The following is an 18,649-nucleotide window of genomic DNA, read 5'->3' as shown; positions in this document are numbered from 1 at the left end:
ACAATAACCACGACACCATTACTTAAATTTATCTGTTAGATGAGCGCCACCTATTACACCAGCTTCATTACCTAAGGTAGCAAGTTCAAATGTGATAGCCTGGTATGCTCTAGGAAGTGTGTACTTTTTAACCTGCTTTTGCACCTGTTCTAATAAGAATGCTCCAGCTTTAGAAACGCCTCCACCTATTACAACCACTTCCGGATTGTTCGCGTGAATAATATGGCTTAAAGCAATACCTAAATACTTCATTGACTCTTCTACCGCTTCAAGAGCATAGGAGTCTCCGTTACTTGCTGCATCAAATACATCTCTAGCATCTAGCTTGCCTTTTTGCTGTTTAATGTCATATAAGATTGTTGCATCTAGGTATTCTTTAATTTTTTCTTCTCCGAGTCTTACAATACCCGTAGCACTTGCAATAGTTTCTAAGCACCCTTCTTTTCCACATCCACAGGTAATCCCGTTATCTTTTGAAAAGATGTGCCCTATTTCTCCACCCATTCCGTTAGAACCGCGTACTATGTTCTCATTGACTATAATTCCCCCACCTACTCCAGTGCCTAACGTAACCATAACTACATCCTGTTTACCTTTTCCAGAACCTAACCACATTTCACCCATAGCAGCCAAGTTAGCATCATTTTCTAACTCAACAGGTAAATCTAATGCTTTTTCTAATTCGTGTTTCAACGGGTAATTCTTATTCCAAGGAATATTAGGAGCGTGAGCAATTGCACCTGTCTCATAATCTATAAACCCAGGCACGCCAACGCCTACTCCTACAAAATCTTTTTTATCCAAATTAAGTTCATCAATTTTATTGTGAACGGTTTCATTGATATCAGGAACAATATTTAATCCGCTATTTGTTTTATCAGTAGGAATAGACCATTTAGCAAGGCATTCTCCTTTAACCTCAAACAACGCTACTTTAACAGTAGTTCCACCTATATCAATTCCAATGCTTTTATCTTTCATAATCATAACCACCTTTTTATTCAAGTTTATTTACATTTTCAAGAAACATATAACAACGTTTACATTTCTCCACTATGTACTTTCGTCTTTAAAAGTAACTTTCTTTTTTTATTCTTAAATTCCCTTCAAGTATTATTTTTTCTTTTTTTACTTATTTTTTTAATACGCTCTACACTGTATACGTATAATGAAGTTTTAAGGAGTGTTCAAAATGACAATAACAAAGAAATTAATTCAAAGTAAATGGGAAACAGCAGTAAACAAGGGTAACTCTAAGATGAAAGAAGAACTAAAAGGTATTATTTTTGAAGACACTATTGATGAAGGTTTCGACGATAACTTAATGATAAATATAAGAGTCAATGGCAAAGTATATCATTTAGACTACGACAGAAAAGGCAAAAGCACCTATTCTTGTTTTGGCTTTGAAAAAGAAACCGGTATTAGTTTAAGTGACTTTGAAGAGGTTACACAGCTTTACAGTGGAAGTTTGCGCGAAGACCTATACGAAGCAATTTACACTTATACAGCTGAACAAAAGTTTAAACTATTAACAGACCCCGATGGGCTGGTTGGTTATAGGGTAGAGTCTCCAAAATATATTAATGGCAATCTAGAAATAGTTCTTAAGCATCCTTTAATAGATCGAGAATTCACGATGTGCTTTCCTCTAGCAAGCGCGAATGTTACAAAACACGATAACCACCGATAATAATTATCGGTAAATTCTACATAACTAAAAATAGAGAACATAAACAAGAAAGCCGACTTAAAATGTTAAAGTCGGCTTTTCATATACAATAAGTTAGTTCATTACGTTTTTATATTAGTGCTCTTTACTCTTCTCAAATTTTTCGACAGCTTCAACATCAAGCTCGGCTGATATCCAATTGCCTTTTTCGGGGAATTCCAGATTTCGAATGACTATTTTGTTCGGCACTCTCTTTTCTAAAATCTTTGCTTGGCAGTTTTTGTACATAACTACTTCTCGTTCTTTAATATTTGTCCACAACAGCAAGTGCAGGACCCCTTTCAGCTTTAAGAAGTTAATATTTCGGAACACCATTTTCAATTTTATTATATTTCATTTGATTTGTTAATTCTTTTACCTTATTTCCTGTAAAAAAAGTTGCATTATATGATGCAATATACCCAATACTTCTTTTGTTTTTTAGCAATTTATGCTATACTAAAAAAGTTGTATTACAAGTTTTTTGATTTTCTGTGGAAAGAAATCAGAGCAGCTTATGCGCAAAAAACTTTGCTATTTTTGTAGCAAGGTTTTTTTGTTTTCTCTCTTTACGACTTCTTTTATCCTCACTTGAACACATTAAACATAATTATAATGACCATACCAACCTAATTTAATACATATTAAAAATAAAAAGTTCAGAAATATCTTAAAATAATAAAAAATATGAGTGAATCCCTAAAAATCTTATTGAATTTAAAAGTACTAAATCCATATGTTCAGAAGCTTCTTTCTAAAAGACCACCTCACCTATGTTATATGACTGAATAATAATTGCCTTTTTGATATTATCCATTATTTTTTTGTTAATCTGGTATGATATTAAAAATCTCGAGGAGGTTGAGCAAAGGAAAACAAGAAGATTACTCATTGCACTGTGTAGGAAGCACTACTCTAATTATTCAACAAATACATATTAATCGGAGTCGTTAAAACAAAATAATATCATTTTTATTAAGCTATCGAAAAACAATTAACAATAACAATAAAAATATAATCTGAGGTGCCAACAATGAATGTACTAACAAACATAATAATTATCTTATTAGCCTATTTAATTGGATCTGTTCCTTTTGCCTTAGTGATTGGAAAAGGATTCTATCAAACCGATGTTCGTAAACACGGAAGCGGCAACTTAGGCGCCACAAATACATTTCGCGCTTTAGGAAAGAAAGCCGGTATCCTTGTAATGATAGGTGATATAGCAAAAGGTTCGCTAGCTGCTTGTCTACCGCTTATTCTGGACAGCGACTTACATATGCTTATCCCTGGATTCATTGCAATTCTAGGACACAGTTACCCGATCTTTGCAAAGTTTAAAGGTGGAAAGTCAGTAGCAACTACCGCTGGTGTATTCCTTGCTTTCTCCCCCTTATCTTTTATTTTAGGGATTTTAGCTTTTCTAATTACATTGAAATTTTCTAAATATGTGTCCCTATCCTCTTCAATCGGCGCTTTAGTTGTATTTCTAACATCATTTTTTGTAGGAGATATAGTACTAATTATATTTGCAGCCATTATTGCTATATTTATTACGGTCAAACATACAAAGAATTTTAAACGTATTGCAAAGGGTACAGAGCCCAAAGTAACCTGGATATAACCACAGAGAAGACCATTTCATTTATAATATGAAATGGTCTTCTTTATTTACGGTTTTAGCTAGCCTCCTCTTATGTTAGCCAAAGTATACTTTTTGTTTCTTGAACACTAAACCCTTTATTATCTGTCCATATAAACGGTGCCCTATTTTATAAAGTGTTTATAGTAAGTCACTAAGATATACAGCAGCAGCGGGTTAATAAGAGCAGAATAATATATATTCCACCACCCATAATGAAAATATCCCCAAGGAGCTGGTAACAGCGTTATAAGTTCATACGATAGTAAAGCAACTTCCCAACAAAGGACATATTTTATTTTCTTTCTCTTGCAAGCTTGAAAGGGATAGAAATTTAAAAATAATACATTAACTGGTTGTACCAATACCAAATACGTTGGTAGCGAAGCCCAATCAACACTCTTAGAAAAGTACCAATATCCTTGATATTTAATATCAACATAGAAATCAAACGTCGCTTGAAAAGCTGCAGTAAACATCCAAATATGAGCAATGTGTTGCTTTGGAAGCTTTACTTTAAAGATAAATAAAAGAAGATTAAATACCGTAATAGCTAGAATAAGTCCTATCATTATTTTCCCTTGCGTTTTTTCTTTATTCTGCCTTCATTTGGAAAAAATATGTGTTTAAAATGAAGAAGCTGATGAGCAGATAGAAGAACACGAAATTTCAACTGCTAAAAAAGTAATAACAATAACTATATTTAATTACATCTTAAGAATAGATAGGAGATAGGAGAAGGTTTAAAACCTCTCACTTATCTATTTTTTCTCTTTATAAAAATTAATATAATTAAAATTCACTAATCAAAACTCTCTCTCCCCTACTACACACTTGTCATAAGCAATTTAAACCTAAAAATCCCTCATTACTAAATAGCAGCTGGGAGCATTCGCATTATTAAAACTAACCGTCTGCAATGCTAACTATCCCTTCTACTTATTACATTTTCATTAGTTAAGAAATATATCTATCAACAAATGACTTAACAAATGTAGATTAGACATATTTCAATAGTGCTTCTCATATCTTTTTAACAACAACCTAATTTTTAATTATGCTGTGCTGTTATTTTCATTTTTTCTAAGGAGCTAGATATTATGAATACTTCTCTAATAGAAGAGAAAACTAAAACCCAATATATGCTGCACCTTGAACAAGGCATTGTACAACATAAGTTTTACGTACAAAATACTGGCCCCACAATTCTGTTCAACAACTTTTCTCACATAAAAATAGAAAACGACTTTGTGTTATTTAAATCCAATAGTATATATGCGGCCTACCAAACAACATTCCAAAAAGAGAAAGCCTTAAAACTAATGGCGAGTAGTTGCTATGTAATTGATTTACACGGTGTACCAAGATGCATTAATCTGGAGCAATTCAAATTGATAGCAATTGAAAAACCAGTTATTGAAGAGGACTTTACTAAATGGTTTTGAATACAAAAAGAGACTTCCTTGTAATAGGAACTGTCTCTTTTTCTTTTTAGCAAGATAAGCATTTTAGAAATAACAGAAGGTATCTTTAAATTTAGTTTGCTTACACTAACAATATTAAAGCGATGTTTATATTCCCCGTTTTAGTATTCATACACCCTACGCAGAGGAGGTTCTTATGAGAAATAATCCTATTTTCAATAAGTCGGACATAGTAGTAAGAGAAGTAACAAAAGGCATCTTTAAGATAGAAAAGTCTACCCTTTCTTTTTATAAAGTTGACTCTTATTTAGATAGCAATGCATTAGCGTTATTATTGAACACTCAAAATGTTCTTATGTTGAACAATGATGATTATGTTGTACACTCTAATTTTAGAGTAAGTAGTTAAAAATTTGCGAACTAAAAACAAAAATGCGGAGCTTATTACAGCTCCGCATTTTTGTTTTTAAACTATCTTAAGGTCAACGGTTTATGTATTAAAGTCCTCCCCCACCTCATACCTAAGATCTGCTACCTTCATACATTCCTTATTACAAAGATAAATACCGTGTTTGCGGTCTAACCAAGGCGTCTCTTTCTCACAAATATAACAAGGAGCATATTTAAGCATTCTTAAACAACAGTGATTGAATGGCAAGGGTCCTAAAACAAAAGGTTCCCTTTCATCGTCACTTAAATCTTTTAGTTTTTTACCCGATTCTTTTGCATATTTGTCCATTTCGTAAAAATTATAATTTAAACGTCTCACTTTCCGCTCCATTTATGTCACCTACAATTCTTATACATACGTTAAAATTTTCTACCAGTGCTTATATATTTAGCGCCCAACTTACTAGCTAATATCCTCTATTTATACGTTCTAATATTTTCTCTATTTCCTTAAAAAAGCAAAAATTAAATTATACTCAGAATGCACAAGTACAAAAGAAATCACTATTAAAGGAGTTTTTATAATGTTTAAATTGTTAGATTGGTGTTTCGTATCAATAAGTATATTGTTTGGAGCATTTTGGTATTCAAGTTCTCCAACCGAGTACCCTTTTACCTTTTTAGGGATGTTGCCTTTTATTATTTCACTATCTTCTGTTTTTTCTAGAAGGAGCAACACGTTTATTTCCGGCGCTTTAACATTCGTTAGTTACTTAGCAATCATCTATTTATTATTAGATATTTTATTTGACTTTACTAGTTTACCGAGTTGGAAAATAGCCGCTACTTCGCTTGGCGGTGCCGCGTTTGCCTCAGCAGGAAGATTTAAAACAGATGTAATAACAAGTGCTCTAACTGGTTTTTGGACTTACGTATTCATTACTTTATTTAATAGTAAAAACATTAATTTTATTTTTGATTTACACAACCCAATACTAGTTGAAAAACTAAAAATAGTTGGTTCAATGATGCTCGTTGCGTCTATTTATTTAGCGATTCAGTATTTATTACTTAAAAAAAGAAACACAAAAGCTAAAAAAACAGCTAATACTCAGAACAAGAGAAAAGAATCATATAGTAAAAATAAAAATAATTTTAAGACGAAAGAAACCAACTTTAAAACAAATGAAAATAATAAATATAATTTCTAAGGAGAATTCAAATGAAACTAATTAAAGGATACGATTGGATACTAATAGGATTAAGCTCACTATTTCTTCTATACACTGCAGCAAACGACTTAATTAATTTACTTTCAGAAAAAACTACAGATATCGGAATTTCTTTCTCAAATGGAATGACTTTAGGTCTCGTATTATTTTTCTTATCTTGTCTTACACTGACGAATAAAGTTACAGGTAATTTAGGCGCAAGTGTATTAAGTTATAGTTTATTAGGTTATTTCCTATTCCTCACTTGTACAGGATACAAATTTCATCCATTACACAACAAATATCACGCGTTATTTCTACTAGGTTTTGTTGCATATTCTTTTATCTTTAAAGCAGGAACATACAGTATTTCTATTGTTATGAGCATCTTTTGGGGGTATTTAATCGCAAATTTTCACGAAGGCAGCATTAAGACTTTGTTTGATCCTTCGCAAGATTCTCTTTTATTAAATTCAAATTGTATGTTAGTTATGATATTGTGTTTAACTGTAGTTGGTGCCATTGAACACTATAAAAGAGCTGAAACCAGAAAAGGTAATCGTATTAAACAGGACAGAGGAAATAACATTGATAATGGAGACGATTTCCGCACTGTGTTTGTCGATAAACACCACTATTATAATCAAGGAAATCATCATCACCCTCACCATCACAATCATTTTGAAACCACAAGTTTCGAAGGAACTCCAAACGATGGTTGGGATATTAACTTTGGTGCTATAGATGATGATTGACGCCACGATTCTCAATACAATTAATTTACATACTTAGATAGATACTTGTGAATTCTATTAATAAACCTTAAAAAGACCCGACTTCTTAAAGTCAGGTCTTTTCTTATTTCTATTTCTGCTAACAAACAACATTCATCTTTTTTTGACATACAAAATATTTTTTGTATGATGCGCTCACGAAAGAGGTGAAGCTTTTTTGTATATTAAAACTGATGTTACAAGTTTAAAGCTACTACAACAAACAAGGCTCTCAGAAAACTTAACTAATCAATCTATTAGTAAGTTATCGACAGGTTTAGAATTTAATTCAGTTTCTGATAATTCAACTAGCCTTTTAGTAAGCAATAGATTAAAAAGTCTTTCTAACGTTTCGCAAAAAGGACTTGAAAATGTACATTACGCATTAGATCTTTTAACTACTATGAATTCTGGAGCGTCCGTTATTAAAGATATGCTTCAACGCTTAAGAACCCTAACTATTCAAAATCAAAACGGTTCACTTTCTACTTCAGACCAAAAAGCAATGCAACAAGAATTTTCTCAATTATTAACCAGCATTGACCAAATATCTAAATCAACTTCTTATAACAACATAAGGCCTATTAATAACTCTGCTTTAAAGTTCAATGGTGCAGATAGTTACGTGGAGTTTGGTCAAATTTTAGGTGACTTAGACACATCTAGCCATACTTTTGACGCTACTTTTACTGTGGACAAACTACCTACTTCAGGAAGATCAGTTGTTATGGGTTTTCAAGGATTCCATCACGGCTTTCAAGTATCAACCGAAGGAAGCTTAGTATTTGAAACCTGGTTTGATTATCCTTCCGGCGTAACAGACTCCTTTAAACTTGAAACTAAGGACGGTTTTATTAAAGAGGGAGAAACTTATCAAGCAATTGCTACCCTGGATACCGAAAATAAAATGATTCACCTATATGTTAACGGAGATGAAATTGGAAGCGGGAAATCCTTCCCTAACGGAGGCACTCTCTACGAATACTCCACTGCTGATTATGGACATCTTCGCTTAGGAATGGGGAATACACCAGATGCATTGTGGGCGTTCCCTTTAAAAGGTAGCATAGAAAGTGCCAGGGTTTACAGCGAAGCTCTCTCAAGTGAACAAATATCCGCTAATTATAGCGGCAATACTACTCAAGACAGCCTTGCAGCTGAATGGATTGCATCTAACGCTTGGGGAAATACGATGTACGACACTGCCAATGTCTACAACGGTACGTTCCTTAATAACGTTCAACTACAGAACGGCAATTTAAAAGTTCGTAGCGGAGCAAGCGAGGAAGATGTATCTAAATTTAACTTAACTAATCTCTCGTCTAAAGGATTAGGCTTGTATTCACTCTCTATTAATGATTCAAACGCAATAGAGAAAATTGATACAGCTCTAAATAACCTAACAACAGAGCAAAATAGAATTGGAAGTCTATCCGAATTTTTTACATTTAGACAAGATTCTCTTGAAAAAACTATTAATTCTTCTAAGTCAGCTTACCAAGATGTTCAGAATGTAGATACTTTCAAAGAGTTAAGTAGTATCTCCAAAGAGCAAATAAAGTTACAAACTTCGCTATCCTTATTGGAAAAGAATAATGTCCATAAAGAAACAACGATGAAACTACTACAACAATAACAAATTACTTTATAATAATAGCCTCTCTGCCAAGGGGCTCTTTTTTATTATCGGTTTTTTATTTGTATTTTTAAGAATTACTTTTCAGTATTCGAATTTCTCTATCTATTAATTTGCATTTTAATAATTGGAGAGACTATTTTTTAGATATCTTAACCTTATAAGGTTATGTTGCAGAACCTAAAGGTAGAAAAGCGCACTTAATTTTTTAAGTAACAAATTCTTTGAAGTAATTACAGGTTAGTACCATTCAGCTTTATATGAGGATGTAAATGCAATGTAACTCTATTTGGCGTTTGTAATTAATAACTACTTCATTAGTCTGTTTATTTTCAATTTAATTTAATTTAATTTATTTTAAACTCCCTTCTCTACTAAGCATATTGTGGTAAAATATATCTAAATAGTTCCAATTACATAGAGAATTTTTATTACTTTAGTTTTATAAAGCTTTAGAAGCAGAAAGTCTCTAAACATTTAATAAAGATTATATAAGGTATAGGAGAGAAAGATATGGCCCAGTTTTTAGGGAGAGACCAGTTAGAAAGCGCCCTTCATTCCTCAATGGTTTTATCTCAAAGTGACATTAAAGGCTTAGAAGGAGAATTAAAAGTAGGAGATTTACTTGCTAAATATTTACCAGATGATACATATGTGATAGCACACCCGTCGATTGGAAAATACGATCCTGATTTTTTAATCATTTCACCCCGCTATGGTTTTAGACTTTTAGAAGTAAAGAACTGGAGTATTAACAATATAAGTAACGTCTATTCAAATGGAGCAATGAAAATAGCGAGTATTGACCAGACGCGTAACCCTTTAAACCAAGTTAAAAAGCATATTGACGAGTTTAATGGTTATTTAAAGTCCTTAAAAATTAGTACTCTTGGAGATTTCTATAAGTTAGTTGGTTTCAGTGTTATCCATATAGGCTTTAATAGATCGGATATACAGCAAAAGATAAGCAATTGGAATTCAATGAACAGAGATAGCTTTTTTAAACATCATCTATTTGCAGATCAGCTTAATAATAACTTAGACTACTTGCTGGAAAAAGCTACTAAATATCCCATTTACGACAGAAGAGTAATGTTATCGCCCGCTACCATTCAACAGATTGTTGAGAGTGTAACAATTTCCGATGAGATAACAAATGACAACCCAAAAGAAGTAAGTAATAAATTGAATAAGTTTGATGAAGAACTAGCAGAATTAAAAAATCAGTTTGCATCAATTAAAAGCGATAACGTGGAGCAAGTTAAGGAACCTATATCTCCTTCACCTGTTACTACTAATCAAGAAAAACCAACGGCAGAGCAGACATTAGGTAGTAGACAAAGACGAGGTAAACAGAAGAAAAACAAAGCAAGTTTTGTCCCTGCTATAGTTCTAGTAGCAATTTTGGGTATAGGAGCTGCTTGGCTCTTCCTCCCATCAGTAAAAAGCGATACTACCAAACCAAATGAAGAAGTTCAGACAACAAAAAAAGCTAAGGAAGTTTCAGACAACCAAAACACACAAAAAACACCAAATACAGTGAACGAGCAGCCGGTCAATAGTAATACAAATGAGCAGGACAGCACTACCGAACCAACCGTTAGCAATTCCACTTATACTAATGTCACAGACTTAACAACTAATGCCAGACTAGGTGACTACGTAGAGTTGGAGGTTACAGTACAGCAGTTTACGTATGATCAAGGCAGCGGTACCAAGTTTTTAATTTTAGGCGACAGTCAGTCACAAATGGATGGCGTTATTTTTAAAGGAACAGATGTGCCCTTTATCAGTCAGGGAGAAACATATAAATTTAAAGGCGAATTTAACGCGTACAAAGGTAAGGAAGAGTTAATTATAAATAGCGTAGAATAACAAAAAAGCACTTAATATATTAAGTGCTTTTTTGTTGTATAAAAGGGTTCTCAAACTGTTATTTTATCACCATTTTAAAATTGTTAGTCGATAAAGTATATAAACAATTAAGGAATTAACTATAAATAACATAGGATACAATTTGACAGTAAGGAATGTTTGATATTGAAAATCCGAGAAAAACATAATCATTAAACCTAATTGAGTAGAAAAGAAAATAGCACCAAAACCAATTAGACAGAGAAACTCATTTTGCAATTTTTCTATTTGGGTTTCAGCATCAGATGTCCAATCTTCTCCCAACGCTTCAGTAACTTCACTTTTTAAATAATAAGCAATAGCGACTGAAAAGATTACCATAAAGGATGTTATAAAAACATTGTTATGATGTAATGGTTCCCATAAGTTATCCGCAACATATTGTTTTAAAGAGAACAACGCAGAAAATGAGCAAAAAACAATTAATAAAAATCTTATTTTGGATTCTGCTTTCTTTATTTTTTTGATTAAAATTGATTCATTCTTTTTTATTTCTTCCATAGTTCATTTACCTTTCTAGTTCTCTATATTAATAGCATTAATATACACTATACCGCTATCTTTAGGGTTTTTCCATATTTTTCAGCCCCTACCCCTTATTTCTATATAGAACTTTAAGGGAGAATTTAGTAAGGCTAAGCTTAATTAAGATGTAGATAGTTAGTAATAGTACGGATTAACAAAAAGCACTTAAGAAAAATGTTTTAAATTGACCAAAAAATGGCTTTCCAAGCCTCCTCATCTCTGTTATAATAAAAAAAGAACAAATGTTCGTATTTTGTTATAAGAAAAAAATAGGTCACTTGAAGTAACCTATTTTTAAGAGAGTAGCCTTCTCAAACATCGATTAGTTAAGCTTTAATATTGTAAGTCGATAAATTACATAAATAATAATAGAGTTGATCGTGAATAAAACCGGATACAATTTAATAGTATTAAATAACATTAAATTTTCAAAATCAGAAAAAAAGAATGCTGTTATTCCTACTTGAGTGAAAAAGAAAAGAAATACGATACCAACAAAATAAATAAACTCTTTTTGAAGTTTATCTACTTTTGTTTCGGATTTCTGCCTTAATTCTTTTCCTAAAGCTTCTTCAATTTCTGCAAGGAAATACTTTGCAAGCACAAAGGAGACTAGTATTAATCCAAGTATTACAAAAATATTGTTGCTTTTTAAAAATTCCCAAGACCGTTCTGCAAGGAATTGTTTTGTGAAAAATAATGAATAAAAGGAACAAAAGGTTATAAGCAAAAACCTTATTTTCCCCTCTATTTTTTTAACACTACCCATTAAAGTGGATTCAATTCTTTTAGCGTCTTCCATAGGATCACATACCTTCCCCACATATTTTTTGAATTTAATTAAAGGCGTTGAGTTCATTTAAGTATGTATTATTAGAAGTTTTATAAAGTAGCTTATTAACTATTATTTAATTTGTCCCTCATTAATTCTAGCCTAATTAATGATTAAAGAACTTTCTACTTACTATTTACAACACTTTAACAAAAATACACTAGTACAGAACTTTTTAACGACATTATTATTTATAACTATACCAATTTTTTCGGCTTTTTTCCATATTATTCTCTTTTGTACTTATAATTTATGAAAACAGAAAAAGGAGAGAAATTTATGAACCAAATTAACAAAAAAGGAACAGTCCCAACAAGAAAAATGAGCAATAAAAATCGTTTTATATTCTCAGTTGTAAGTACAGCATTGCTTACACTTTTAGTTGGATGGGCACCCTTAGTAACACTATTATTTAGCGAGAATTCAAAAACAGACGATGTAATGGCCCTGTTTTTCATTTTTCCTATATTGTGTACTATTGCTTTATTCAGAGCAACCGTTAAGGGATTTACAGGATTTTTCGCTAGTTTAGGCTTTATGCTATTTCTAGCTGGTTTAGACTTCTGTGGGTTATTTATGGACGGTAAACCAGGAGAATTTTCATTTTTCGATTCAGCTTATTACGCTGGTAGACTTGCCCTTTTAATAGGTTCTTTGAGCCTTTTCATTGTTCTAGCTTTTGCTGTTTTTAACACTTTTCGTACTAACGCTAAAGTGCAATAAATCTCAAAGAAGACTTCAGATTATTGAAGTCTTTTTCTAATAGTTTTAAAAAAAAGCCTTGTTATAATAACAGGCTTTTTTGCCTTTATAAACTTAAATAGATTAACCAGCTTTTTTCTGATCATTAATTAATCGTTGCTTTTTATCAGCAAATCTTTTTTGTGCCATCTTAATGTCTTCCTTATTTAGTTCTCCATAAATAAATTTATATATAGAGCAATCATCTTCTTTTTTAAATTGATTTGTTTCTCTAACTTCTTCAAATTTATCTTTTGTTCTTTCCCATCTATCAAAATCTAACGAAACTGCTCTATCAACTTTCTTAAGGAAATTATCTTTCACATCCTTTAGAGTAAGTTCTGTAAATTTAGCTGCAACTAATTTTAAATATAACGATGCACCGTTATATTTCCCTCCCATTGTTATATATTTCTCTTCTACACCAACAAGGGCGGTTATAGTTCCATTAGTGGGTACATCCCGGTCTTCAAAGTGTACATCCAGTTGTTCAAAATGTACATTCGGCCAATTCTCTAATTCCTCAGCAATCATTGAACATAGTATTTTTCTTTGCTCTTTCACTGCCGCTTCCGCTTTTTGCTTTTCAGATAATTCTTCCGCTTTCTCTTCAGTTACTTCTAATTCAACATCCTTCTGCTCAATCACTTTCTTGTTATCAGGCTCGATTTTTTTATCTTTTGGTTTGCTACTACCCTTTTTGTTATTTTGAGTAATCTCTTTAGATTTAGAATTTCCTTCTTCCTTTTTATCATCATCAAAAAATCCTGTTCCCGCAAACATATCTATTGATACCGTATCTATTTCCGTGTTTGTTACTTCTTCATTATTTAATTCAAATGCTTTTTCCATTTTGTACACCTCGTAAATTTTTTACTATAATAGCCTCGAATTTAGGAAATGTGGAAAAATAAGTGTTTTTTTATAAACAAAAAAAGCAGAACCTTAATAGATTCCGCTTCATACTTATGTAAATAAATTATAGAATAATTTAGCTGTATATATACCGTTAAAAACAACTGTACACAACAGTACTATTTTAGGTATTGAAGATGTTTTTGCCCAACCGTACTTTGCAATTACCTTAATCGCCCAAAAAAGCATTACTAACATCCAAACATTATATATAGCTGTCATCATTTGAGCATAATAAGTTAGTTCTGGGATCTTAGCTTCTATAACGTTTGAAGCTACAGCTAAAATAGCATACACAGCTATAGTTACAAACATTAAAAGCGATAGCTTAAAATCACCTTTAGTTTTTGAGTGTGTTTATGAATAGAGAAATAACATTCTGATTCCCCATAAAACGTCTCCTTTTCTAATTCCTTATATATAAATTAAAACTTGTTAACACTATCCATTAATTTTACAAAAAGCGGATTCTTTTGTTGATCCTTAAACCAGTTCTTTGTAGTTGTTAAACTTTCTTGATGTACTTCAATTAGTTCAATATATTTATTTAGTATGGCTTGTTTTAGCAATTCTTTTTTATAAGTATTAGCACTCATAGGATAATTAATGCCCAGTTCACCGATTTTTAATAGTAGAGATGGCATTGTTTGTTCCTTAGATTGAAACACTTCTTTCTCAATTTTTAAACTCTCTAGTCTCTTTTGCATTGATTTTTCTTCACTATCATAAGCATCCATCTTTTTATAAAGTGCTACTAAATCTTTTCCATCTTCCTCATTCTCTAAGTAAGTTAACAACTCCACTTATCTGTCACCGCCACTATATTTGATATGTTTTTTATTTCTATGTTTGATTTTAACATCTTTGTACTAAATCTTGCTATTGAATCTTGTAAAAGAAAAACAGCTTTTTTAAGGTTAAGCTGTTTTTTCTATCTACTAAAATTACAAGTCTTCGTCTATAATTGGAGCATTTGCCTCATTGTGATTTTTCTCTACAAGAAACACAGCCATACTTGATAGAAGTTTAGCCCTCTCTAAATCCCCTATCTCTATAATGTTGATGCCTAGTTCTTTAGCCACCTGTATATAGAATTGTTCTCCAAACTCCTCAACTGTGTCCCAAAAGTTAGCATTCGCCTTCTTATCTTTAAAGATTTCTTTTTTTTGCATCGATAATGTATACTTGTCACCGTTAGCATTTTCTAGTACTTTATTGTCTAGCATTTGTACCACTCCTTAGTCATTTTATATAGTGTAAACTATTTTACATTTTGTAGGAGATTTTACTAATTTAATTTAAATCTGACTTTTTTCGTTTTTTTATCTTTTATCAAATATAATTTATGGGTTATTTAGAAAAGAAGGAGATATCACCTTATGAACACAATTAAACATCTCAATGAAGATTCCACAACTTACCCAATTTTAAATACAAGTGGTTCATTAACTGTTATATCTGGCCCTATGTTTGCCGAGAAATCAGGAGAACTTATTAGAAGACTCGACAAATACGAAAAATATGGACAGAAAAGAGTTAAAGCCTATAAGCCTGTTAATGATAATCGCTTTGCCGAAGATAGAATTGTAAGTAGATTAAATCAACAAAAATATAGCTTCCCTGCAACTAACTTACCTACAGAATTATCAGATGAAGTGGTAGAACAAATTTTAGAAGAATGTAATTCGTATGATGTAATTGGATTTGATGAGGTTCAATTCTTTAAAAAGAATATTATGAAGCTTATTAATGAATTAATATATCGTGGGAAAGAAGTCATTGCAGCTGGCTTAAATATGGACTATAGAGGAAAGGAGTTTGGTTTTATAGGTGGGCTTATGGCAATGTCTGATGAGATTATAAAGTTATTTTCCTTCTGTAATGTGTGTGGAAATCCAAAAGCTACGCATACACAAAGAATGGTTAATGGAAAACCAGCTAAAACAGGACCTATTGTGTCAATAGGAGACAAAGAATCTTATCAAGCTAGATGTCGTAACTGTTATGTTCCACCGCACAAAGCCTAAATTTAATATGCTTATTTAAAGCGGGTTACCGCTTAAAAAGAACCCTGTTGATGAACATTTTCAATAGGGTTCTATTATGTTCATAAGGTGAAGTAGGAAGCTTTTTCTAGTACATCTAAATTTTTTTATTGCATTAGGCTATGCATAACAAGAAAATAATTGTAAAATCTAGGTGAGAACAAAGCGATAAAGATAATAACAACATTTACTAAAACAATCTTACAAATCAAACATTAAAAAACATTTGAACGGAATAAGTATAAACTGCACAGCATATACAACATTAGTTAATACAGAGTTAATAAAGCGCTGGTAGTCTGTTATCCAATAAAGCAACTAAGGAGTTTGATAATATGCAAGGTTATATAGGATTAGTTCGATATAGTTGCGGAACAATCCATTCATTTAATTTAGATAAAGGCTTAAAAAGTTTATGTAAAAAGAAGTTTGGTATTCAAGAGAAAATAACTTGGGGTGACCCTTCAGAAGTTACTTGCACAAAGTGCCAAGAGATTCTATACAAAAAGTATGAAGCGGAACTCAATTTAAATGATCAACAATATTCATTCGACTATACAAACGAGAAAACTTCTAACCATAGTATTACAGCTTTTGATGGTAGTATGTTGGAAGTAGCTGCTTCTGATGAATTTCAATTAACAGCCGGAGAAGAAACTGCAGAAGAAAATACTTCTTTTACAGCAACAGAACCGGTTGGTACTGAAGATCCAACTGAGGATAGCAGTATTTTTTCTAATGTTGAAGAAAACACATCTGAAGTAGAAAACTTCGACAATCTTGAATTAAAAACGACCGAAGAAACACAGGAAGAACAGATACACGAAGGAAATGCACCTTCTGTAGCAGTAGAATCTTCTGAAATAGTAGCTAGTAATGATCTAAATAACATTTATGCAGTATCTGAAGTTGATAACTCAGTCGATGAAGTTGAGCATCTAACAACAACCAAAGCTAATAAAAATACTTCCTATGTTGAAGTTATAACAGAGATAGATGATTCTTATACTTTCCAATCTACTACGGTAGAAGAAATGCATAAAGAAATTTTAGAAGAAACTGCTTCTTCTGCGGAAACAGTTCCGGTCAATAATACAATTACAAATGATACTAATAATAACGATTCTTTAAACCCTGAAAAAGATAATTCAGAAGGTAATTTAAAGGGTAATTCAGAAGATATCTCTGACAATACAAAGGTTAACATAGGACATCTAGATAACTTAGATCGTTTAGATCGCCTCGATGAGTTAAACACAAAAGATGATGCTAGTGAACCAGTGATTATTCTAATTTAATAAACAACGAAAGGTTAGTGGATATTATCTCACTAACCTTTTTTATTTTGTTTTTTTTAAACAAGCGCCCTTCTTTAACTTATAATTTTTAAAATTTGGAGGTGGTAGCGGTGAGAATTACAAGAGAAGATGTCGCAGAAATAATACCAGATGCACTTTTTGCAGACGGCTTTGATGAAGCATTAATTGGTTATGTACTAAGAGCCGGGATGATGGTTGCATTATACGATGCTAGAAAGTGTATTGATGTTCTTATGACTAACGATGATATGAGCGAAGAAGATGCACTTGAGTACTTCCATTATAATGTTTTAGGTGCTTGGGTTGGTGAATACACACCCGTTTTCGCGTTCCTGGGAGATTATTTATAAACTAAGATAGGTTTATCTTAGTTTTTTTATCGGCTGCTAAGGTGAGTCCCTTTTTTTAGCAACCGATAAATCTATAAGAGCGATGTATTTTGTAAAGAACCACTTCGACATATCTCATTTTTTTGTCCTACAACCAGCCGAATGAAATATCAAGAAATGACTCTTTCGATCATATATTCTGTACAAGCAAATTATTATTATGCACAAAATTACAAAAAATGACGTTTTTAAGGTACAATCGCCGCATTATTTAATTTACTTATTTACCAAAAAATTGTATTCTATAATTAGAAATGACTCAATATTTATAATTATTATTATATTGTTAGCGGATTACTAAGGGGGAATATCTATGGTAGAAAACGTATGGTTAGTAAAAACATTTAAAGAGTGGGCAAAACGATTTACAGAAGCGGAAATTCCTTATGTTGCTTTAGATGAGCATAAAATCGACCAAGATTACGGTAAATTAACCGAAGAAGAAAAGAAAACCTTATTCGCCAACCTTAAAGAAAACTCTAAAGAACCTAGACAATGGGGAGCAGTAAAAGGTTTCTTTGATCAATTCTACAATGATGTTTCCGAGGGTGATATTGTTGTTATAGGAACTGGTCAAACAACTAAATTTAATACATACGCTGTTGCTAAAGTTACCAGCGGTGCTTATTATATTGATGCTCCTGACAGTACGCATTCTAGGCATAGAAGAAATATACAGATTCTATGGCAAGGCGAGCCAATGCAAGTAGATAAATGGGGTCACACAAGAAGGCTCGAACTGTTAAACAGCGAAGAACGCTTAAAACAATTTATTGAGGTCTACACGCAATTAAAACATTAGAATTGAAAGGGAGCCCACACATTCAATGTGTAGACTCCCTTTTTTAGTCACGAATTATACAGTGGAGGTTTATCACCACGTTATCCAACCATAAGTATGATACTCTCTGTTTACAGGTCTGTGCCAATTACCTCTATTTCTTTCTTCCTTCCACTTACGGCGGAACTTTTTTTGAAATACTTTCTTAACCCACACATCTTCTTTCCTAAAGAAGTAACTATTTCTTAATTGCTTGCGCTTTTTCTCATACATTTTCTTTTCATATGGAAGCTTTGTTTTTCTCTTTTTTTCAAAAAACTTCGTTGCAATCTTTCTATCCTGTTCAATTTCCCAAAGTAACAATTCTTTAGAATCAATATTCAAACCTTTCACCCGTAGGC

General features: G+C 32.1%; 24 protein-coding genes. 13 read left to right on the top strand and 11 right to left on the bottom strand.

Features of this window, described 5'->3' with window-relative positions; translation table 11 throughout:
• Positions 1 to 18: 18 nt before the first annotated feature.
• Complete coding sequence (locus tag WKH56_RS06255) at positions 19 to 981, bottom strand: ROK family glucokinase (RefSeq protein WP_342834913.1); 963 nt, start codon at positions 979 to 981, stop codon at positions 19 to 21.
• 211 nt (positions 982 to 1,192) lie between these two features.
• Here WKH56_RS06255 and WKH56_RS06250 point away from each other — a divergent pair, with 211 nt between their 5' ends.
• The gene (locus WKH56_RS06250) at positions 1,193 to 1,693 is read left to right on the top strand and encodes a hypothetical protein (RefSeq protein ID WP_342834912.1); all 501 of its coding nucleotides are present in this window, start codon (positions 1,193 to 1,195) and stop codon (positions 1,691 to 1,693) included.
• A gap of 114 nt (positions 1,694 to 1,807) precedes the next feature.
• Here the strand turns inward: WKH56_RS06250 and WKH56_RS06245 are convergent, their stop codons facing one another.
• Positions 1,808 to 1,999, bottom strand: coding sequence for a hypothetical protein (locus WKH56_RS06245; RefSeq protein WP_316910655.1), 192 nt, complete (start codon positions 1,997 to 1,999; stop codon positions 1,808 to 1,810).
• Between the two features lie 745 nt (positions 2,000 to 2,744).
• On the opposite strand from WKH56_RS06245, the gene plsY reads away from it, so the two are divergent.
• The gene (gene plsY / locus WKH56_RS06240) at positions 2,745 to 3,335 is read left to right on the top strand and encodes a glycerol-3-phosphate 1-O-acyltransferase PlsY (protein ID WP_342834911.1); all 591 of its coding nucleotides are present in this window, start codon (positions 2,745 to 2,747) and stop codon (positions 3,333 to 3,335) included.
• A 143-nt stretch (positions 3,336 to 3,478) separates the two neighbouring features.
• On the opposite strand, the gene WKH56_RS06235 is transcribed toward plsY, so the two are convergent.
• Entirely contained in the window at positions 3,479 to 3,925 is a 447-nt protein-coding gene (locus WKH56_RS06235) for a hypothetical protein (protein ID WP_342834910.1), read from the bottom strand.
• Between the two features lie 528 nt (positions 3,926 to 4,453).
• Between WKH56_RS06235 and WKH56_RS06230 the strand changes: the two genes are divergently transcribed.
• Together WKH56_RS06230 and WKH56_RS06225 are read left to right on the top strand one after the other, a co-directional pair.
• Positions 4,454 to 4,798, top strand: coding sequence for a hypothetical protein (locus WKH56_RS06230; protein ID WP_342834909.1), 345 nt, complete (start codon positions 4,454 to 4,456; stop codon positions 4,796 to 4,798).
• Positions 4,799 to 4,973: 175 nt separating this feature from the next.
• Positions 4,974 to 5,186 carry a hypothetical protein gene (locus tag WKH56_RS06225; RefSeq protein ID WP_316910659.1) on the top strand — a complete coding sequence of 71 codons (213 nt, stop codon included), beginning with the start codon at positions 4,974 to 4,976 and terminating at the stop codon, positions 5,184 to 5,186.
• An 81-nt stretch (positions 5,187 to 5,267) separates the two neighbouring features.
• Here WKH56_RS06225 and WKH56_RS06220 read toward each other — a convergent pair whose 3' ends face one another.
• Entirely contained in the window at positions 5,268 to 5,558 is a 291-nt protein-coding gene (locus WKH56_RS06220) for a hypothetical protein (protein WP_342834908.1), read from the bottom strand.
• Between the two features lie 193 nt (positions 5,559 to 5,751).
• Here WKH56_RS06220 and WKH56_RS06215 point away from each other — a divergent pair, with 193 nt between their 5' ends.
• The 4 genes from WKH56_RS06215 (at position 5,752) to WKH56_RS06200 (ending at position 10,662) form a co-directional block, all read left to right on the top strand.
• On the top strand, positions 5,752 to 6,378 hold the full coding sequence (locus WKH56_RS06215; protein ID WP_342834907.1) for a hypothetical protein: 627 nt from the start codon (positions 5,752 to 5,754) through the stop codon (positions 6,376 to 6,378).
• Positions 6,379 to 6,389: 11 nt separating this feature from the next.
• Complete coding sequence (locus WKH56_RS06210; protein ID WP_342834906.1) at positions 6,390 to 7,133, top strand: hypothetical protein; 744 nt, start codon at positions 6,390 to 6,392, stop codon at positions 7,131 to 7,133.
• 196 nt (positions 7,134 to 7,329) lie between these two features.
• Positions 7,330 to 8,787 (top strand): flagellin N-terminal helical domain-containing protein, encoded by a 1,458-nt coding sequence (locus WKH56_RS06205; RefSeq protein ID WP_342834905.1) that lies wholly within the window; start codon positions 7,330 to 7,332, stop codon positions 8,785 to 8,787.
• 513 nt (positions 8,788 to 9,300) lie between these two features.
• Entirely contained in the window at positions 9,301 to 10,662 is a 1,362-nt protein-coding gene (locus tag WKH56_RS06200; RefSeq protein WP_342834904.1) for an NERD domain-containing protein, read from the top strand.
• Positions 10,663 to 10,728: 66 nt separating this feature from the next.
• Here the strand turns inward: WKH56_RS06200 and WKH56_RS06195 are convergent, their stop codons facing one another.
• Together WKH56_RS06195 and WKH56_RS06190 are read right to left on the bottom strand one after the other, a co-directional pair.
• Complete coding sequence (locus WKH56_RS06195; RefSeq protein WP_342834903.1) at positions 10,729 to 11,202, bottom strand: hypothetical protein; 474 nt, start codon at positions 11,200 to 11,202, stop codon at positions 10,729 to 10,731.
• A 346-nt stretch (positions 11,203 to 11,548) separates the two neighbouring features.
• Positions 11,549 to 12,085: a hypothetical protein gene (locus tag WKH56_RS06190; protein WP_342834902.1), complete on the bottom strand. Its 537-nt coding sequence runs from the start codon at positions 12,083 to 12,085 to the stop codon at positions 11,549 to 11,551.
• A 252-nt stretch (positions 12,086 to 12,337) separates the two neighbouring features.
• Between WKH56_RS06190 and WKH56_RS06185 the strand changes: the two genes are divergently transcribed.
• A complete protein-coding gene (locus WKH56_RS06185; protein WP_316910667.1) occupies positions 12,338 to 12,781 on the top strand; it encodes a hypothetical protein in 444 nt (147 codons plus the stop codon).
• 102 nt (positions 12,782 to 12,883) lie between these two features.
• Here WKH56_RS06185 and WKH56_RS06180 read toward each other — a convergent pair whose 3' ends face one another.
• The 4 genes from WKH56_RS06180 to WKH56_RS06165 all read right to left on the bottom strand — a co-directional run bounded on the left by WKH56_RS06180 (position 12,884) and on the right by WKH56_RS06165 (position 14,940).
• Positions 12,884 to 13,651: a hypothetical protein gene (locus tag WKH56_RS06180; protein ID WP_342834901.1), complete on the bottom strand. Its 768-nt coding sequence runs from the start codon at positions 13,649 to 13,651 to the stop codon at positions 12,884 to 12,886.
• A gap of 114 nt (positions 13,652 to 13,765) precedes the next feature.
• Positions 13,766 to 14,029: a hypothetical protein gene (locus tag WKH56_RS06175; RefSeq protein WP_342834900.1), complete on the bottom strand. Its 264-nt coding sequence runs from the start codon at positions 14,027 to 14,029 to the stop codon at positions 13,766 to 13,768.
• A gap of 110 nt (positions 14,030 to 14,139) precedes the next feature.
• Positions 14,140 to 14,517 carry a hypothetical protein gene (locus tag WKH56_RS06170; protein ID WP_342834899.1) on the bottom strand — a complete coding sequence of 126 codons (378 nt, stop codon included), beginning with the start codon at positions 14,515 to 14,517 and terminating at the stop codon, positions 14,140 to 14,142.
• Positions 14,518 to 14,658: 141 nt separating this feature from the next.
• The gene (locus WKH56_RS06165) at positions 14,659 to 14,940 is read right to left on the bottom strand and encodes a hypothetical protein (protein ID WP_342834898.1); all 282 of its coding nucleotides are present in this window, start codon (positions 14,938 to 14,940) and stop codon (positions 14,659 to 14,661) included.
• A 153-nt stretch (positions 14,941 to 15,093) separates the two neighbouring features.
• On the opposite strand from WKH56_RS06165, the gene WKH56_RS06160 reads away from it, so the two are divergent.
• The 4 genes from WKH56_RS06160 (at position 15,094) to WKH56_RS06145 (ending at position 18,269) form a co-directional block, all read left to right on the top strand.
• Positions 15,094 to 15,741 carry a thymidine kinase gene (locus WKH56_RS06160; RefSeq protein ID WP_342834897.1) on the top strand — a complete coding sequence of 216 codons (648 nt, stop codon included), beginning with the start codon at positions 15,094 to 15,096 and terminating at the stop codon, positions 15,739 to 15,741.
• Positions 15,742 to 16,094: 353 nt separating this feature from the next.
• Positions 16,095 to 17,057 (top strand): hypothetical protein, encoded by a 963-nt coding sequence (locus tag WKH56_RS06155; RefSeq protein WP_342834896.1) that lies wholly within the window; start codon positions 16,095 to 16,097, stop codon positions 17,055 to 17,057.
• Positions 17,058 to 17,158: 101 nt separating this feature from the next.
• Positions 17,159 to 17,428 carry a hypothetical protein gene (locus tag WKH56_RS06150; RefSeq protein WP_342834895.1) on the top strand — a complete coding sequence of 90 codons (270 nt, stop codon included), beginning with the start codon at positions 17,159 to 17,161 and terminating at the stop codon, positions 17,426 to 17,428.
• A gap of 352 nt (positions 17,429 to 17,780) precedes the next feature.
• Positions 17,781 to 18,269, top strand: a complete 489-nt coding sequence (locus WKH56_RS06145; RefSeq protein ID WP_342834894.1) for a hypothetical protein — start codon at positions 17,781 to 17,783, stop codon at positions 18,267 to 18,269.
• A 72-nt stretch (positions 18,270 to 18,341) separates the two neighbouring features.
• Here the strand turns inward: WKH56_RS06145 and WKH56_RS06140 are convergent, their stop codons facing one another.
• A complete protein-coding gene (locus WKH56_RS06140) occupies positions 18,342 to 18,632 on the bottom strand; it encodes a hypothetical protein (protein ID WP_342834893.1) in 291 nt (96 codons plus the stop codon).
• Between the last annotated feature and the right edge of the window lie 17 nt (positions 18,633 to 18,649).

Source organism: Priestia sp. SB1 (genome assembly GCF_038898415.1).
The sequence above is the reverse complement of the archived record's forward strand: the minus strand, read 5'-3'. Positions and strand labels throughout refer to the sequence as shown.

What these genes read in the sequence shown, in the direction of transcription:
- WKH56_RS06255 (WP_342834913.1), bottom strand. Translation starts at nt 981, where the DNA reads ATGAAAGATAAAAGCATTGGAATTGATATAGGTGGAACTACTGTTAAA.
- WKH56_RS06250 (WP_342834912.1), top strand. Translation starts at nt 1,193, where the DNA reads ATGACAATAACAAAGAAATTAATTCAAAGTAAATGGGAAACAGCAGTA.
- plsY (WP_342834911.1), top strand. Translation starts at nt 2,745, where the DNA reads ATGAATGTACTAACAAACATAATAATTATCTTATTAGCCTATTTAATT.
- WKH56_RS06235 (WP_342834910.1), bottom strand. Translation starts at nt 3,925, where the DNA reads ATGATAGGACTTATTCTAGCTATTACGGTATTTAATCTTCTTTTATTT.
- WKH56_RS06230 (WP_342834909.1), top strand. Translation starts at nt 4,454, where the DNA reads ATGAATACTTCTCTAATAGAAGAGAAAACTAAAACCCAATATATGCTG.
- WKH56_RS06225 (WP_316910659.1), top strand. Translation starts at nt 4,974, where the DNA reads ATGAGAAATAATCCTATTTTCAATAAGTCGGACATAGTAGTAAGAGAA.
- WKH56_RS06220 (WP_342834908.1), bottom strand. Translation starts at nt 5,558, where the DNA reads ATGGAGCGGAAAGTGAGACGTTTAAATTATAATTTTTACGAAATGGAC.
- WKH56_RS06215 (WP_342834907.1), top strand. Translation starts at nt 5,752, where the DNA reads ATGTTTAAATTGTTAGATTGGTGTTTCGTATCAATAAGTATATTGTTT.
- WKH56_RS06210 (WP_342834906.1), top strand. Translation starts at nt 6,390, where the DNA reads ATGAAACTAATTAAAGGATACGATTGGATACTAATAGGATTAAGCTCA.
- WKH56_RS06200 (WP_342834904.1), top strand. Translation starts at nt 9,301, where the DNA reads ATGGCCCAGTTTTTAGGGAGAGACCAGTTAGAAAGCGCCCTTCATTCC.
- WKH56_RS06195 (WP_342834903.1), bottom strand. Translation starts at nt 11,202, where the DNA reads ATGGAAGAAATAAAAAAGAATGAATCAATTTTAATCAAAAAAATAAAG.
- WKH56_RS06190 (WP_342834902.1), bottom strand. Translation starts at nt 12,085, where the DNA reads ATGAACTCAACGCCTTTAATTAAATTCAAAAAATATGTGGGGAAGGTA.
- WKH56_RS06185 (WP_316910667.1), top strand. Translation starts at nt 12,338, where the DNA reads ATGAACCAAATTAACAAAAAAGGAACAGTCCCAACAAGAAAAATGAGC.
- WKH56_RS06180 (WP_342834901.1), bottom strand. Translation starts at nt 13,651, where the DNA reads ATGGAAAAAGCATTTGAATTAAATAATGAAGAAGTAACAAACACGGAA.
- WKH56_RS06175 (WP_342834900.1), bottom strand. Translation starts at nt 14,029, where the DNA reads ATGTTTGTAACTATAGCTGTGTATGCTATTTTAGCTGTAGCTTCAAAC.
- WKH56_RS06165 (WP_342834898.1), bottom strand. Translation starts at nt 14,940, where the DNA reads ATGCTAGACAATAAAGTACTAGAAAATGCTAACGGTGACAAGTATACA.
- WKH56_RS06160 (WP_342834897.1), top strand. Translation starts at nt 15,094, where the DNA reads ATGAACACAATTAAACATCTCAATGAAGATTCCACAACTTACCCAATT.
- WKH56_RS06155 (WP_342834896.1), top strand. Translation starts at nt 16,095, where the DNA reads ATGCAAGGTTATATAGGATTAGTTCGATATAGTTGCGGAACAATCCAT.
- WKH56_RS06145 (WP_342834894.1), top strand. Translation starts at nt 17,781, where the DNA reads ATGGTAGAAAACGTATGGTTAGTAAAAACATTTAAAGAGTGGGCAAAA.